The organism is Variovorax durovernensis, assembly GCF_977011995.1.
Genome location: NZ_CDRNCW010000001.1, coordinates 6,571,636 through 6,586,735 on the forward strand (window position 1 = coordinate 6,571,636; position 15,100 = coordinate 6,586,735).

The following is a 15,100-nucleotide window of genomic DNA, read 5'->3' on the forward strand; positions in this document are numbered from 1 at the left end:
TCAGAAATTCGATCAAGGCGACACACACTCAAATCAGAGTGCTTCCTGACACCTTTCGAATATTAAAAAAGCCGCCCGAAGGCGGCCGGTATCTGTAAAGCCGATCGGCTTAGGCCCTGCAGTTCGCCGGGCGATACTTCGCAACCAAAGTGCCGCCAGTGCAGGACCACGTGATTTCGCCACCAGCTTGCACGGTTGGGACAAAAGTGATGGTGCCGTTGCCAGCCACTGCGGTGTATGTAATGGTGATCGTGCCAGTCGCATCTGCGACTGCGACGCTCGTTACGTTCGCAGTTGCTGCTGGGCTGACGTAGCCAGTAGCAGCTTGGGTCGCCGGGAGAACGCCGCCGTTGGTTTGCGTGGTTTCAGTGACCGCGACTTTTGCCGCGTTCGCGAGACTCAGACCTTCGGTGACACGAGCGCGGATGGTGTAATCCTGATAGGCCGGCAGAGCCACAGCAGCCAGAATACCAATGATCGCCACAACGATCATCAATTCGATAAGGGTAAAGCCGGCCTGTGCACGGCGGGCGAGAGTACGACGGTTCATTGAACTAACTCCAGGTTGGTTGGTTGTTACGCCCGGGAACCTGCCCGGAGCGGGAGAACTTCCGCAGCATCTGTGCCACCCACCGAACCAGCCTCCTGCCGACCGAACGCGTCACCTTTGTTTACCAACGTGTAACACTGTGCGACACATTTTGTGTCTAGATGCATCTGAAATGACAAATATGTCATGCCGGCACGCGCCGCCGATACCTCAAAAGGTCAACACCCCATCCGCCTTCAACCACCTGATATCCCGCAGCGCCACCCCCGCCACCTGATGCTCCGCCAGCGCCTCGATCTGGCTCATGATCTCATCGGTCTCCGCCGGCTTGGTATGCGTGATGTAGATCGGAAAATGCTTCCCCGGGGCGATCCGCGCCAGTTCATCCGCCAGCATCACCGGTGACAAATGCAGGCTGCGCTCGGCCAGTGCCTGCTCTCTGTTGCTGAAGGCCGTCTCTATTACCAGCATCGCCACATCCAGCGCGTTTACCCGGTCCCAGAACGGCGCGTTGCGCTCGGTGTCGCCGCTGAAAACCCAGTTCGACCCGCCGGAAGCCCGCCGCACGGCAAAGCCGCAGGCCGGCACGGTATGCACAGCCGGCAGCACTTCGATCGACTTGGGCGCACAGCTGCCCAACTGCAGCATCTGCCCCACCTCGATGTCGTGAAAGCTCACGAACGGCGCTTCCAGGCTGGGGATGCTCTCGAAATCGGGCCAGATGACGTTGTTGAACACGTGCGTCCGCAGCGCTTCGATGGTGGCGCGCAGCGCATGCACGCGCAGCGGCCTGGAGCGGCGGCTACCGACGGCGTCGAGCATCAATGGCAAGGCGGCGATGTGGTCGAGGTGGCAGTGCGTCAGAACCACGTCGTCGATGGCGGCCATTTCGTCAAGCGTGAGGTCGCCGACGCCGGTTCCCGCATCGACGAGCAGGTCGGTGTCGACCAGGAACGAGGTGGTGCGGCAGTCTTTGGCAATGGCGCCTGAGCAACCCAGCACACGAACCTGCATTGTGAAAGACCCCTTGTGTGTGTCCGTCGTCATTTGGTTTCGAACCGGGTTGCGCCGTCCCAGTTCGGATCCTGGGGTCGCAACGCCATGGAGGCTAAACGCTGGGCGTAGAGCTGGTAAAGGACTTTTTTGGCATCTGCGGCGAGCAGGGGGGCCAGCAAGTTCCGGCCCACGGCCCAGTCCTGGCGACGGTAGGCGGCGAGCACGTCGCCCCAGCGCTCAAGCATCTGCTGGGCTTGTTTTTCGGCTTCGGGCGTGCGCTCGGCCAGGGGCGTGAACACGGCCACGGCCTGCGCCTTGCCCTTGACGCGCACGCTGTCGAGTTCCTGCCAGACGTAGCCGGGCGCCAGTTCGCGGGTGGTGCCGCTGGCGACGATCTCCACGCCGTAGTGGCCGCTCAGGCCCTCGAGGCGCGACGCCAGATTGACCGCGTCGCCGACGACGGTGTAGCTGCGCCGCGCGGTCGAGCCCATGTCGCCCACGCTCATGACGCCGCTGTTGATGCCTATGCCCACGCTGATCTCCGGGCGGCCGCCGGCGCGGTTGGCGTCGTTGATGTCGCGCACGGCATCGGCCATGTCGAGCGCTGCGTGCACGGCCAGTGCGGCGTGGTCGGGCGCATCGATGGGCGCGCCCCAGAAGGCCATGACGCAGTCGCCCATGTATTTGTCGACGGTGCCACGGTGCGCGCTGATCACGTCGGTGAGCCGGCTGAACACGGTGTTGAGGAAGGCCTGGAGCTGCGCCGGCGTCATCTGCTCCGACAGGCGGGTGAAGCCGCGCATGTCGCAGAACATCACGGTCATCTGCTTGCTTTCGGCGCGCATGCTGTAGCGGTCAGGCTGGACCAGCATTTCGTCGACCAGCTGAGGCGGAACATAGGTGCCGAAGAGCCGCACCAGCCCGCGCCGCGCGCGCGATTCGACGAAGTAGCCCCAGCTCATGTTGAGCACGAACGCCAGCATCGTCATGGCAAGGGCTGACGCAAGCGGCAGCACGAGGCCGTGGCCGACGAAGAGCCAGGTATTGAGCCCGACCAGCGCGGCGATGGTTGCCGCGACCAGCAGCACCGCGCGCGGCGCCGACAGCAGCGACAGGCCGAAGGCCAGCAGCAGCCCCGTCACCAGCACGCTCAGCACTTCGTAGCCCGGCGCATAGTCCGGCACGCTGAACAGCCGCTGGTCGAGCAGGCCGGAGACGACGTTGGCGTGCACTTCCACGCCCGGGAAGGCGGCCTCGACGGGCGTGGCGCGCAGGTCCTGCAGGCCTGGCGCGGTGGCGCCGACGAGCACGATCTTTCCTTTCAGCTCGCCGGGGCCGAGGCGGCCTTCGAGCACGTCGGCGGCCGGGATGTAGCGGAACGATCCGCCGCTCGCGCCGCCCGGGCCACGAAACGGCACTTGCATGCTGGCGGTCTGATCGACCGGCACGCGCAGTTGGCCGATCCGCAGGGATTCGAGCCGCGGCACGGTGCCGCCAGGGGCGAAGGCCGGACGCACGGGCGGCAAGCCGTTCGCCAGCCGGTAGACCGCGAGCGCAAGCGACTCGAAGTAACCGGGCTGGGCCTGGTCGCCTTGATAGCGGGCGATGAGGGGCACGCTGCGGATCACGCCGTCGCCTTGTGCGCCGACCAGCGTGTTCAGGAAGCCCGCGGTGGGTGCGGCCTTGGCGAGCGCCGGCAGGCTGGCACCGAAGCCGTTCCAGCTGGAAGCGTAGATGCCGCTGGCGGGAAACGCGTCGACCGGCAGCAGTGGCGCGTCGGGCAATTGCCCCTTGGCGCTGGGCGTGGCGGTTCGTGTGAAGTAGTAGCCGAGCGCCACCGGCCGGCCCTCCAGCGACCTCGCAAGAGTGGCGTCGTGGTCCAGCGCGGGGGCGAGCCGCTCGATCTCGGTGGCGAGCCCCTGCATGCCGCGAAGCGGGCCGGCCGCAATTGCCCGCAGCCTCTCGAGGCCGGAACTCCGGTCAGGCTCGAGGAACATGACGTCGAAGCCCAGCACAGCCGCCTGCTGGCGGCCCAGAAGTTCAGTGGTGAGGCCGGCGATCTTGTCGCGCGCCCAGGGCCACTGCCCCTGGCGCGCGAGGCTGGCGTCGTCGACATCGACGATCACCACGCGCGGATCGAGCGTTCGCGGCATGGTCGCACGCAGGCGGATGTCGTAGATCAGGCGGTCGAGGCGTTCGAGCGCGCTCAGCGGCCAGGCGCCGGTGGCGTGCGCCAGCGCCAGCAGCACCGGCAGCAGGCTGATGACGATGCGTGGCCAATGCCGCCGGAACACGCTCACAGCGCGCCGTCCGTGCGGTTCACGCCGCCACGAAACTTGGGGAGAAAAGAATCAGACCCGCACGAATTGCATGCGCGCGGTGCCGCCGAGCTCGAGTACGTCGCGCTCCTGCAGGGCGACTGCCTCGGTGCCCAGTTGCAGGCCGTTGAGCGTGACGTTGCCTTCGACGCCCGCTGCCACGTAGCCTTGCCGCCGACGCGTGACGACGGCCACTGCAACCCCGGGCTTGCCGATGGTGGTGACGACTTTCTGCAGCGCGACGTCCTGGCCTTCGTTGGGGCCGGCCAGCACCCGCAGCACGGGAATGCCGAGCTCGACGAGCGCGCCCGATTCCGTGGGTGCCGAAGACAGCGGCGTGGAGGGCGAATATTCGCCCACAGGATTGCGCACGGAACCTGGGCCGACGGCCAGGTTGCTGCGGGCACGGAAATGAATCCGGCAACCTCCGACCTCGATGACGTCGTTGTCCTTGAGCGCCTGCTTCTGGATGGCGAGCGCATTGACGTAGGTGCCGTTGGTGCTGTTGAGATCTTCAATTTCGACGTCGCCATCGCTCATGTGCAGCACGGCGTGCTCGCCGCTGACTGCCAGATTGTCGATCACGATGTCGTTGTAGGCGCGACGTCCCAGCGTCGTGCGTTCCTTGGCGAGCGCCACTTGCCCGATGACAACGCCATCGACCGAAATGATCATCTTCGGCATTGCCGACTCCCCGATTGCAAAGCTTGAATGACTGCAAGCGCAGCGGTGGGGTACCGCTCAGGCCTGCTACTTGGCTGCGCGAGGCGTTTCCGCAACGCCTGCCCTTGCCAGAACAACCGAAATATTGTCCCTGCCACCATTCTCGTTGGCAATTGCAACCAAAAGTGAAGCTTTTTTCTGGAGCCCGACATCGTGTCCTAGAAGCGTGAAAAGCTGCGCATCCGAAACCATCTCGCTCAGCCCGTCGGAGCAAAGCATATAGAGATCGCCGGGCCTTGCGCTGTGCTCATGCATTTCCAGCAAGACTTGGGCCTCCACGCCGACCGCCCGGGTCACGAGGTTGCGGGTTGGCGAGTTGAGCGCTTCCTCGGGGGTGATGGCGCCCGCGTCGAGCTGCTGCTGGCGCAACGAATGGTCGCGCGTGAGCAGTTCGAGCTTGTTGTTGCGCACCCGGTAGCAACGCGAGTCGCCGATGTGCCCGACCACCACGCGCTGCGGCCGAAAGGCTGCCAGCACCAGCGTCGTTCCCATGCCCTGCAGCTCGGGGTTGGTGGTGCCGGCGTGCAGGATGGAGCCGTTGGCCTCGTCGGTGGCAGCCTGCAGCGCACGCCGCACCACGCGGGCTGGTGCCTGCATGCCGGCCTGCGCGAACCAGCGGCCGAAGCTGGCGTGCAGCAGCGAGACAGCCATGGCGCTCGCCACCTCACCGCCCTTGTAGCCGCCCATGCCGTCGGCCAACAAGGCCAGCCCCAGCGCGGAATCCACGTGTACGGCGTCTTCGTTGTGAGCGCGCAGCCTGCCGACATCGGTCAGGGCGGCGAACTCCCAGGTCAGCGGTGGACGAGTAGAGAACAGGGAGACGCCGACACTCGCCATGGTTTGTCAGCGCAGACTTCGCAAATCAGTGAGCAGCGGCGTGCGCGCGCCGTTGCATCAAGCGGCCCGCGGCCACGACAAACACCGCACCGGCCGCAGCCGCTGCATAGTGCAACCAGGGATTGGCGACCAGCACATCGCGCAGTGCGACGTCGCTCACGATGGTTTCGCCACCGACCCAGCCGATCAGCGCGGCGCCCAGCATGACGATGATCGGGAAGCGTTCCATGAGCTTGATCATGAGGGTACTGCCGAAAATCACCAACGGAATGCTGATTGCCAGGCCCAGGATCAGCAGGACCATGCTGCCCTGCGCGGCGGCCGCGACGGCAATCACGTTGTCCAGGCTCATCACCAGGTCGGCCAGGAGGATGGTGCGCACGGCCGCCATCATGCTGCCGTATTCCTTGGACTCGCCGTCGTCCTCGTCGTCCTCGCTGAGCAACTGCATGCCGATCCACAGCAGCAGCATGCCGCCGATGATCTGCAGGTAAGGCAGCGCCAGCAGCTTGGCCGCCACCACCGTCAGCACGATGCGCAGCACCACGGCCGCTCCCGAACCGAACAGTACGGCCTTTTTCTGCTGTGCAGGCGGCAACGAGCGCGCCGCCATCGCAATCACCACCGCGTTGTCCCCCGACAAGATGATGTTGATCCAGACGATCTTGAGCAGACCTAACCAGAAGTCTGTGCTTTGAAGAATTTCCATGTCTCTGATCCCACTGTGTTTTATTGAAAAAAGCGCCCGCAATCCAGTGCGGGCGCTTTTTTATTTCTGCGTGGTCCTCGCATGACCCGGCTCTGCGGCCGGTGTCCAGGGGCCGTTTCTTACAGCTTGGCCTTGAGCAGCTTGGCCAGTTCCGAGAAGTTGCGCGTCACGGTGAAGCCGCATTCTTCCATGATGGACAGCTTGGCATCGGCCGTGTCGGCGCCACCGGAGATCAGCGCGCCGGCGTGGCCCATGCGCTTGCCGGGAGGGGCGGTGACACCGGCGATGAAACCGACGACCGGCTTCTTCATGTTGTCCTTGCACCAGCGGGCTGCGTCAGCCTCGTCCGGGCCGCCGATTTCGCCGATCATGATGACCGCGTCGGTGTCCGGATCGTCGTTGAAGGCCTTCATCACGTCGATGTGCTTCAGGCCGTTGATCGGGTCGCCGCCGATGCCGACTGCCGACGATTGGCCCAGGCCGATTTCCGTCAGTTGAGCCACGGCTTCGTACGTCAGCGTGCCCGAGCGCGAGACCACGCCGATGCGGCCCTTGCGGTGGATGTGGCCGGGCATGATGCCGATCTTGATTTCGTCGGGCGTGATCAGGCCGGGGCAGTTCGGGCCCAGCAGCAAGGTCTTCTTGCCGCCGGCCGCTTCCTTGGCCTTCATCTTGTTGCGCACTTCGAGCATGTCGCGAACCGGAATGCCTTCGGTGATGCAGATCGCCAGGTCCAGGTCGGCTTCGACGGCTTCCCAGATGGCGGCCGCGGCGCCTGCCGGCGGCACGTAGATCACCGACACGGTGGCGCCGGTCTGCGTGGCGGCTTCCTTGACCGAGCCGAAGATCGGGATGTTGAAGATGGACTCGCCGGCCTTCTTCGGGTTCACGCCAGCCACGAAGGCGTTCTTGCCGTTCGCGTATTCCTGGCACTTTTCAGTGTGGAACTGACCGGTCTTGCCGGTGATGCCTTGCGTGATGACTTTGGTGTCTTTGTTGATGTAGATCGACATGACTTGTTCCTTAGGCCTTCTTGACTGCTGCCACGACCTTCTGGGCCGCTTCCGCCATGGTGTCGGCGCTGATGATCGGCAGGCCCGAATCGGCCAGCAGCTTCTTGCCTTCGACTTCGTTGGTGCCCTTCATGCGAACGACCAGCGGCACTTGCAGGTTCACGGCCTTGCAGGCTGCGATCACGCCGGTGGCGATGGTGTCGCACTTCATGATGCCGCCGAAGATGTTCACGAGGATGGCTTCCACGTTCTTGTTCTTCAGCATGATCTTGAAGGCTTCGGTGACCTTCTCGGGGGTGGCACCGCCACCCACGTCCAGGAAGTTGGCCGGCTCGCCGCCGAACAGCTTGATGGTGTCCATGGTGGCCATGGCCAGGCCGGCACCGTTCACCAGGCAGCCGATGTTGCCGTCCAGCGAGATGTAGGCGAGGTCGAACTTCGAGGCTTCGACTTCGGCCGCGTCTTCTTCGTCGAGGTCGCGCAGGGCCACGATTTCGGGGTGGCGGAACAGCGCGTTGCTGTCGAAGTTGAACTTGGCGTCCAGCGCCATGACGTTGCCCTTGCTGTCACGGTTGAGCGGGTTGATCTCGACCAGCGAGGCGTCCGTCTCCATGTAGCAGGTGTAGAGCTTCTTCAGGATGTCGACCGTTTGCGCGGTCGAGTCGGCCGGCATGCCGATGCCGTCGGCGATCTGCTTGGCCTGTTCGTCGGTCAGGCCCTTTTCGGGGTCTGCGAACACGGTGATGATCTTTTCCGGCGAGGAGTGGGCCACTTCCTCGATGTCCATGCCGCCTTCGCTCGAAGCGATGAAGGCCACCTTCTGGGTGGCGCGGTCGGTCACGGCGGAAACGTAGTATTCCTTGTTGATGTCGGCGCCGTCTTCGATGTAGAGGCGGCGGACCTTCTGGCCTTCGGGGCCGGTCTGGTGCGTCTTGAGCTGCATGCCGAGGATCTCGCCGGCCAGCTTCTTGACGTCTTCGATGGTCTTGGCGACCTTGACGCCACCGCCCTTGCCGCGGCCACCCGCGTGAATCTGGGCCTTGACGACCCACACCGGGCCTCCAAGTTTCTGGGCGGCTTCCACCGCCTCCTGGACCGTATAGGCCGGGATGCCGCGCGGCACCGGCACGCCGAACTTGGCAAGGATTTCCTTGCCTTGGTACTCGTGAATCTTCATGAGGGATGTCTCTCGGAAGGAGGAGGTTGAGAACGGGAGATCTGGGGTGAGAGTGTTTCTGCTCTGTTGCTCGCGGGCGACGGCAGCCTGACGGCTGGGGGCGGCGAACAACCGCGGACTGTATCATGGTGCGCCGCACCAATACTGTACGTGGGGTTGCGGTCAATACGTACTTTCTTCTAGCTACCCCGGGCAAACTCCATCATGGCCAAGGTTTTCATCGACGGCGAAGCCGGTACCACCGGCCTGCAAATCCGCGAACGGCTCCAGACGATGCCGCAGGTCGAACTCGTGAGCATCGCTCCCGAACTGCGAAAAGACGCCAATGCCAAGCGCGACCTGATGGCAGGCGTCGACCTGGTGGTGCTGTGCCTGCACGACGACGCGGCGCGCGAATCGGTCGCGCTGATCGACCAGCTCCCGGGCAAGAAACCCAAGATCATCGACGCCTCCACGGCACACCGCATCGCTCCCGGCTGGGTATTCGGCTTTCCCGAACTCACCGAAGGCCACTGGCAGGCCGTGGCCAAGGCCGATCGCGTGGGCAACCCCGGCTGCTACGCCACCGGCGCCATCGCCATGGTGCGCCCGCTGGTCGATGCGGGCCTGCTGCCCGCCGATTTCCCGATCTCGCTGCCCTCCGTGAGCGGCTACTCGGGCGGCGGCCGGGTCATGATCGAGGACTACGAGAGCGGCAAGGCGCCGCTGTTCGAGATCTACGCGCTGGGCCTGAAGCACAAGCACATCCCCGAAATCATGGCCTACACCGGCCTCACCCGCCGGCCGGTGTTCATCCCGTCGGTGGGCAATTTCAAGCAGGGCATGCTGGTGCAGCTGCCGCTGCACCTCGACCTGCTGCCCGGCAAGCCGAAGGCCGGCGACCTGCAGGACGCCCTGGCCGCGCACTATGCACGGAGCAACACGCCCGAGCAGTTCGTGAAGGTGCTGCCGCCCACGGAAGACGGCAAGCTAGAAGCGCTGGCGCTCAACGACACCAACAACCTCGAGATCCGCGTGTTCCCGAATGAAGATCACCGCCACGCCGTGGTGATCGCGCGCCTGGACAACCTCGGCAAGGGCGCCAGCGGCGCCGCGGTGCAGAACCTGAAGCTGATGCTGGCGCTCTGAGCGCCAGCCGCGCGCTCAGTTCACCAGCCAGAGCCCCACGCCCAGCAGGGCCGCGTGCGCGCCCAGCGCGATGTACAGCGGCTTGCGAGAGGGCGTCGCCATGTCCTGCAGCGTCTCGTTGATGCGGCGCGTGAGCAGTGCGCGCAGCGCGGGGTCTTCGCCCGAGGCAGGTGCGCCATGCTCGGCGCGGCTCTGCTGCCATTCGGCCAGCATCTCGCTCATCGGCAGGCGGTTCAGCACGAAGGACACCACGGAGCGCACCGCCCTGCCCTCGCCCAGCACCGGCGCGAGCTGCTTGCTCAAGGCGTCGGCCGACAGCCAGTCGGCCGCGCGATGCAAGGCCCCCTGCGTGCGCGGCATCGCCTCGATGCGGCCGGCAATGGCACCGGCCAGCCGTTGCGACACGGCCTCCCCGCGCGCCGCAACCAGATGCTGCATCGCACGCGCGCGCCCCTGGTGCACGCCCAGCATCACGTAGACGACCACGAACAGCAGCAGCAACAGCGCCACCAGCAGCGGCGGCGAGGTGATGAGCGCTACCAACGCGCCGACGCCGCCGGCACGCGCGGCCACGTTGCCCGGCCCTTGCAGTTGGCTCAGATAGAAGAAGAAAACACCGCCGCCCAGGACGACGCCAAGCAGGCCGCCCTTGATGACGGAGCCGGCAAAGGACAGGCCGGCCTTGGCGCCGGTACGCACGAGAGACTGCTGGCTGACGGGATCAGATGACATGAAAGGCTCCTCCGTAGTTTTGCCGCAGATGATGCCATCCCCCCGTCCCCCCCGCCCTCGCGCTACTCGTTGTCGTTGTACCCGCTGGCCCCCATCAGCGCCGACAGGCGCCCGGCGATGTTGCCCACGATGCCGCGCACCTGCACCGCGTCCGGCGCCGATTTCTGGTCGATGCGCTCGATGTAAGGCACGTTGATGGACGCGATCACGTGGTCGGCCGCACCCATCACCGGGAATGCGATGTTGGTGATGCCGCGCGTCTGCTTGCTCGGCATGGCCGAGTAGCCGCGCTCGCGCACGTCCTGCAGGATGGCGAAGAGCTCGCCCGGGTCCATCTCCAGCTCGCCTTCCACGCCGATGTGGGCGCGCAGCATGCGGGCGCGGTCGATCTCGTCGCGAAACGCCAGCAGCACGTGGCCCGAGGAGGTGTCCGTCAGTCCCATGACCACGCCCACCTTGAGCCCGAAGGACCAGCGCTCGGGGCTTTCGACCTGCGCGATGACCACCACGCGCCCGCCCTGGTACATGGCCAGGTGGCATGACTGGCGCGCCCGGTTGGCCAGCTCGCGCAGCAGCGGCAGCGCCACGCTCACCAGGCTCTTGAGCGGCTGCTGGCGATGCGCCAGCTCGAACATGCGCAGCGTGAGCGTGTAGCGGTCGTTCTCGTCGACCTGCACGAAGCCGCGCCGCTGCAGGGTCACCGCCATGCGGAAGATCTCGCTGACCTTGCGCCCGACCTTCTGCGCCAGCTCGTTGAGCGTGTAGCCGGAGACGCTGTCGGCCAGCGCCTCCAGGATGTCCAGCCCCTTCTCCAGGGCCGGCGCGGCGTAGCGCAGCGCGCCCTCGCCTTCCGGCGCGGCCTCTTCGTGGCCTTCCTGGCCCTGTTGTTCTTCCGGCGCTGGTGCTGCTTGCTTCATCGTTCCCCGTTCAGTTCGACCATCCACCGTCGATCATATGGATGGCACCGGTCGTGAAGCCCGACTCGTCGGAAGCCAGGTACACCACCAGTGCGGCGATTTCCTCGGGCTTGCCGACGCGCCCCAGCGGCTGGCGCGCCACGAAGGCGGCGCGCACCGCGGCCTCGTCGGTGCCGGCCTGCTGGGCCTGTGCCGAGATGCGGTCGCGCAGCGAGGGCGACTCCACCGTGCCCGGGCAGATCGCGTTGCAGCGCACGCCCTGCTGGATGAAGTCGGCCGCCACCGCCTTGGTCAGCCCGATGACGGCGGCCTTCGAGGCGCCGTACACGAACCGGTTGGGCACGCCCTTCACGCTCGACGCGGCCGAGGCCATGTTGATGATCGAGCCGCCTCGCTCCAGCATTGCCGGCAGGAAGGCGCGGATCGTGCGGTACATGGACTTCGCGTTGAGGTCCATGCTGAAGTCCCAGTCGGCCTCTTCGCAGGCCAGGATGTTGCCGCTGTGCACGAAGCCGGCGCAGTTGAAGAGCACGTCCAGCCGCCCCGTGGTCTGCGCGAAGGCTTGCACCGCGGCGTTGTCGCGCACGTTGAGCGTGGCGGTCTTCAGGCTTGCCAGGCCTTCTTCGCGGGCCAGCGCGGCGAGTTCGGCCAACGCGGCTTCGTCCACGTCGGTGGCCCACACGGTGCCGCCTTCGCGCGCCAGCGCCAGCGCACTGGCCCGGCCGATGCCCTTGCCAGCGGCGGTGACGAGGATGTTCTTTCCTTGAACGCGAGAAGTCATTTGGCGATGTCCTTGAGTGATGGTTGCCACACATGTGAAATACAAATTTCACTGATGAAATCAAATATACGCGACTGGCAAGCTCCCGCACCCCCTCAAAAACCCGTGCCGGACCGCCCAATCATCGGTAGATACCCTCGAATAGGCGCAAACCCCAGCTTCCCGGCAAAGCCTCACTGCTAACCTCATCCATGAAAAGCAGTTTTATCTAAGAAAAAGAGACATGCCCATGGCCCACGCCTCCGATGCCCCGGCTACTTCGCTGCTCCCCCGCCTGCAAGCCTGCTACACGGGCATCCTCCACGACGTGATGCGCGCCGCGGGCCTGCGCGACTTCACGCTGCCGCCCACGCTGCGCCCGCTGATCGCCGGCCAGAAGATGTGCGGCCCGGCCTTCACGGTGAACGGCCGCGTCGACCCCACGGCCGATCCGCACGAGACGCTGATGGCGTGGACCGGGTTTCTCTCGCGCGCCAAGCCGGGCCACGTCGCCGTGATCCAGCCGAACGACTCGACCGTCTCGCACATGGGCGAGCTCTCGGCCGAGACGCTGGGCCGCAAGGGCGTGCTGGGCGTGATTGCCGACGGCGGCGTGCGCGACGCCGAATTCATCCTGCAACAGGGCTTCCAGGTGTGGCACCGCTACTTCACGCCGCGCGACATCGTCGGCTACTGGCTGCCCGACGCGATGGACGTGCCGGTGCGCATCGGCGATGTCACGGTGAACCCCGGCGACCTGCTGCTGGCCGACACCGACGGCGTGATCTGCCTGCCGCTCGCGCAGGCCGAGGCCATCATCACCGAGGCAGAGCACATGATGGGCCGCGAGAACCTCGTGCGCACCGCCATCCTCGCGGGCACCGACCCGCAAGAGGCCTACCTGAAGTACCGCAAGTTCTGAGCGACGGATGCCGAACCCGCAATCCATCGACGCCCGGCTGGTGCTGCTCTCGCCCGGCGACAACTGCCTGATCGCCTGCACCCACCTCGCCGCCGGCTCCGCCGTGCAACTCGAGGGCGGCGCCGTCGTGCTGGCCAGGGACATCGGCCTGGGCCACAAGCTCGCGCGCCATGCCATTGCCGCTGGCGAGAAAGTGCTGAAGTACGGCGCCGTCATCGGCAGCCTGCACGCGCAGGTGGCGGCTGGCGAGCACATCCACACGCACAACCTCGACAGCGACTACACGCCGACCTACACGCTGGACGAGGGCAAGACCTTCGTCGGCCACGCCTGAGGCGCCCTCCCCGCATGAACGCTCCCAATCTCCAGATCCGCGGCTTCCCGCGCGCCGACGGCCGCAAGGGCATCCGCAACGTCGTGGTCGTGGCCTACCTGGTCGAGTGCGCGCATCACGTGGCGCGCGAGATCACCCTCAACTTCCGGCAGCAGGACGGCGAATCGGAAGTGCATCTCGTCGGCTTCCCCGGCTGCTATCCGAACGAGTACGCCGAACGCATGATGGAAGCGATTGCCACGCACCCCAACGTGGGCGCGGCGCTGCTGATCTCGCTGGGCTGCGAGAGCATGAACAAGCGCAAGCTGGAAGAAGCGGTCGCCGCCTCGGGCCGGCCGGTGCACACGCTCACGATCCAGCAGGAGGGCGGCACCCGCAGCACCATCCGCGAAGGCACGCAGTGGGTGCAGTGGGCATTGGCCGAACTCGCGCAGCAGCAGCGCGTGCCGATGGACCTGAGCGAGCTCGTGGTGGGCACCATCTGCGGCGGCTCCGACGGCACCAGCGGCATTACCGCCAACCCGGCCGTGGGCCGCGCCTTCGACCTGCTGATCGCACAGGACGCGCGCTGCATCTTCGAGGAAACCGGCGAGCTGATCGGCTGCGAGTTCCACATGCAGCGGCGCGCCGCCACGCCGGAACTCGGTCAGGCCATCGTCGAATGCGTGAACAAGGCCGCGCGCTACTACAGCACCATGGGCCACGGCAGCTTTGCGCCCGGCAATGCCGACGGCGGGCTCTCGACCATCGAGGAGAAGTCGCTGGGCGCGTATGCCAAGAGCGGCGCCTCGCCGATCAACGGCATCGTCAAGCCCGGCGACGTGCCGCCGCAGGGTGGTCTCTACCTGCTGGACGTGGTGCCTGACGGCGAGCCGCGCTTCGGCTTTCCGAACATCAGCGACAACGCGGAAATCGTCGAGCTCATCGCCTGCGGCGCGCACGTGATCCTGTTCACCACGGGGCGCGGCTCGGTGGTGGGTTCGGCCGTCTCGCCGGTCATCAAGGTCTGCGCGAATCCCGACACCTACCGCCGGCTGCACGAAGACATGGACGTCGACGCCGGCCGCATCCTCGAAGAACGCGGCACGCTGCAGGAGGTGGGCGAGGAGATCTTCGACGCGGTGCGACGCGTGGCCGATGGCGCCGCCACCAAGTCCGAAGCGCTGGGGCACCGCGAATTCATCCTGACCTACAAGGCCTTCGAGCCGCTCGGGCCTTCGTGCCTGCCGCTCGCGCGCGCCGCGTAGCCGCACCTTTTCCTTCCTGTCTTCATTGGACTTCCGGAGCCCGACGCATTGAACTACCAGTTCGACTTCATGCCCGTGCTCGAGCAGTGGCCGCTGCTGCTCGAAGGCGCGTGGACGACCGTGCAGCTGTCCTTCCTGGCCACCGTGCTGGGCTTCGCGCTGGGCACCGTCTGCGCGCTGGGCCGAAACAGCCGGCATGGCTGGCTGCGTGGCCTGGCGGGCGGCTACGTGGAGGCGATCCGCAACACGCCGCTGCTGATCCAGAGCTACTTCCTGATCTTCGGCCTGTCGAGCGCGGGCGTGACGATGCCGATCATGGTGGGCGCGGTGCTCGCGCTGGTGGTGAACATCGGCGCGTACAGCTGCGAGATCATCCGCGCCGGCATCGAGTCGATCCACAAGGGCCAGCTCGAGGCGGCCGAGTGCCTCGGGCTGTCGAAGCTGCAGGTGTTCTGGCACGTGATCCTGCGCCCGGCGGTGGAGCGCGTGTACCCGGCGCTCGCCAGCCAGTTCGTGCTGCTGATGCTGGCCTCAAGCATCATGTCGTCGATAGGCGCGGAAGAGCTCTTCGGCGTGGCCAACCGCATCCAGTCGGACACCTTCCGCAACTTCGAGATCTTCATCGTGCTGTGGGTGGTGTACCTGGCTCTGTCCTACGCCATGCGCCTGGGCTTCTGGCTGCTCGGCATGATCGTGTTTCCGCGCCGGCGCAAGCTCGGCACGCCGCTGTGAAGAAG

16 protein-coding genes are annotated in these 15,100 nt (G+C 65.9%); 5 read left to right on the forward strand and 11 right to left on the reverse strand.

What is annotated here, in order from left to right; genetic code table 11:
* Positions 1–109: 109 nt before the first annotated feature.
* The 8 genes from ACWV14_RS31205 to sucC all read right to left on the reverse strand — a co-directional run bounded on the left by ACWV14_RS31205 (position 110) and on the right by sucC (position 8,323).
* Entirely contained in the window at positions 110–550 is a 441-nt protein-coding gene (locus ACWV14_RS31205; protein WP_454905736.1) for a pilin, read from the reverse strand.
* Positions 551–760: 210 nt separating this feature from the next.
* Entirely contained in the window at positions 761–1,564 is an 804-nt protein-coding gene (locus tag ACWV14_RS31210; protein ID WP_454906140.1) for a 3',5'-cyclic-nucleotide phosphodiesterase, read from the reverse strand.
* Between the two features lie 29 nt (positions 1,565–1,593).
* Complete coding sequence (locus ACWV14_RS31215) at positions 1,594–3,846, reverse strand: CHASE2 domain-containing protein (RefSeq protein WP_454905738.1); 2,253 nt, start codon at positions 3,844–3,846, stop codon at positions 1,594–1,596.
* A gap of 51 nt (positions 3,847–3,897) precedes the next feature.
* Entirely contained in the window at positions 3,898–4,548 is a 651-nt protein-coding gene (locus ACWV14_RS31220) for an FHA domain-containing protein (RefSeq protein WP_422084403.1), read from the reverse strand.
* Between the two features lie 66 nt (positions 4,549–4,614).
* The gene (locus tag ACWV14_RS31225) at positions 4,615–5,424 is read right to left on the reverse strand and encodes a Stp1/IreP family PP2C-type Ser/Thr phosphatase (RefSeq protein ID WP_422084402.1); all 810 of its coding nucleotides are present in this window, start codon (positions 5,422–5,424) and stop codon (positions 4,615–4,617) included.
* Between the two features lie 25 nt (positions 5,425–5,449).
* On the reverse strand, positions 5,450–6,133 hold the full coding sequence (locus ACWV14_RS31230; protein WP_454905741.1) for a TerC family protein: 684 nt from the start codon (positions 6,131–6,133) through the stop codon (positions 5,450–5,452).
* A gap of 119 nt (positions 6,134–6,252) precedes the next feature.
* Positions 6,253–7,146, reverse strand: a complete 894-nt coding sequence (gene sucD / locus ACWV14_RS31235) for a succinate--CoA ligase subunit alpha (RefSeq protein WP_081268719.1) — start codon at positions 7,144–7,146, stop codon at positions 6,253–6,255.
* Between the two features lie 10 nt (positions 7,147–7,156).
* On the reverse strand, positions 7,157–8,323 hold the full coding sequence (sucC, locus tag ACWV14_RS31240; RefSeq protein WP_454905743.1) for an ADP-forming succinate--CoA ligase subunit beta: 1,167 nt from the start codon (positions 8,321–8,323) through the stop codon (positions 7,157–7,159).
* Positions 8,324–8,527: 204 nt separating this feature from the next.
* Between sucC and argC the strand changes: the two genes are divergently transcribed.
* Positions 8,528–9,451 carry an N-acetyl-gamma-glutamyl-phosphate reductase gene (gene argC / locus ACWV14_RS31245; RefSeq protein WP_454905745.1) on the forward strand — a complete coding sequence of 308 codons (924 nt, stop codon included), beginning with the start codon at positions 8,528–8,530 and terminating at the stop codon, positions 9,449–9,451.
* Between the two features lie 15 nt (positions 9,452–9,466).
* Here argC and ACWV14_RS31250 read toward each other — a convergent pair whose 3' ends face one another.
* From ACWV14_RS31250 to ACWV14_RS31260, 3 genes are all read right to left on the reverse strand, one after another.
* Positions 9,467–10,183, reverse strand: coding sequence for a hypothetical protein (locus ACWV14_RS31250; protein WP_454905747.1), 717 nt, complete (start codon positions 10,181–10,183; stop codon positions 9,467–9,469).
* Between the two features lie 62 nt (positions 10,184–10,245).
* Positions 10,246–11,100 (reverse strand): IclR family transcriptional regulator, encoded by an 855-nt coding sequence (locus ACWV14_RS31255; RefSeq protein WP_422084397.1) that lies wholly within the window; start codon positions 11,098–11,100, stop codon positions 10,246–10,248.
* Between the two features lie 10 nt (positions 11,101–11,110).
* Entirely contained in the window at positions 11,111–11,881 is a 771-nt protein-coding gene (locus ACWV14_RS31260) for an SDR family oxidoreductase (RefSeq protein WP_454905749.1), read from the reverse strand.
* A gap of 229 nt (positions 11,882–12,110) precedes the next feature.
* On the opposite strand from ACWV14_RS31260, the gene ACWV14_RS31265 reads away from it, so the two are divergent.
* Genes ACWV14_RS31265 through ACWV14_RS31280 form a run of 4 tightly spaced genes read left to right on the forward strand, consistent with a single transcriptional unit; the run spans position 12,111 to position 15,095 of the window.
* Positions 12,111–12,782 (forward strand): RraA family protein, encoded by a 672-nt coding sequence (locus ACWV14_RS31265; protein ID WP_422084396.1) that lies wholly within the window; start codon positions 12,111–12,113, stop codon positions 12,780–12,782.
* Between the two features lie 7 nt (positions 12,783–12,789).
* Positions 12,790–13,116, forward strand: a complete 327-nt coding sequence (locus ACWV14_RS31270) for a UxaA family hydrolase (RefSeq protein ID WP_454905751.1) — start codon at positions 12,790–12,792, stop codon at positions 13,114–13,116.
* 14 nt (positions 13,117–13,130) lie between these two features.
* Positions 13,131–14,363, forward strand: coding sequence for a UxaA family hydrolase (locus tag ACWV14_RS31275; protein ID WP_454905753.1), 1,233 nt, complete (start codon positions 13,131–13,133; stop codon positions 14,361–14,363).
* A gap of 48 nt (positions 14,364–14,411) precedes the next feature.
* Positions 14,412–15,095, forward strand: coding sequence for an amino acid ABC transporter permease (locus ACWV14_RS31280; RefSeq protein WP_454905754.1), 684 nt, complete (start codon positions 14,412–14,414; stop codon positions 15,093–15,095).
* Positions 15,096–15,100: the final 5 nt, after the last annotated feature.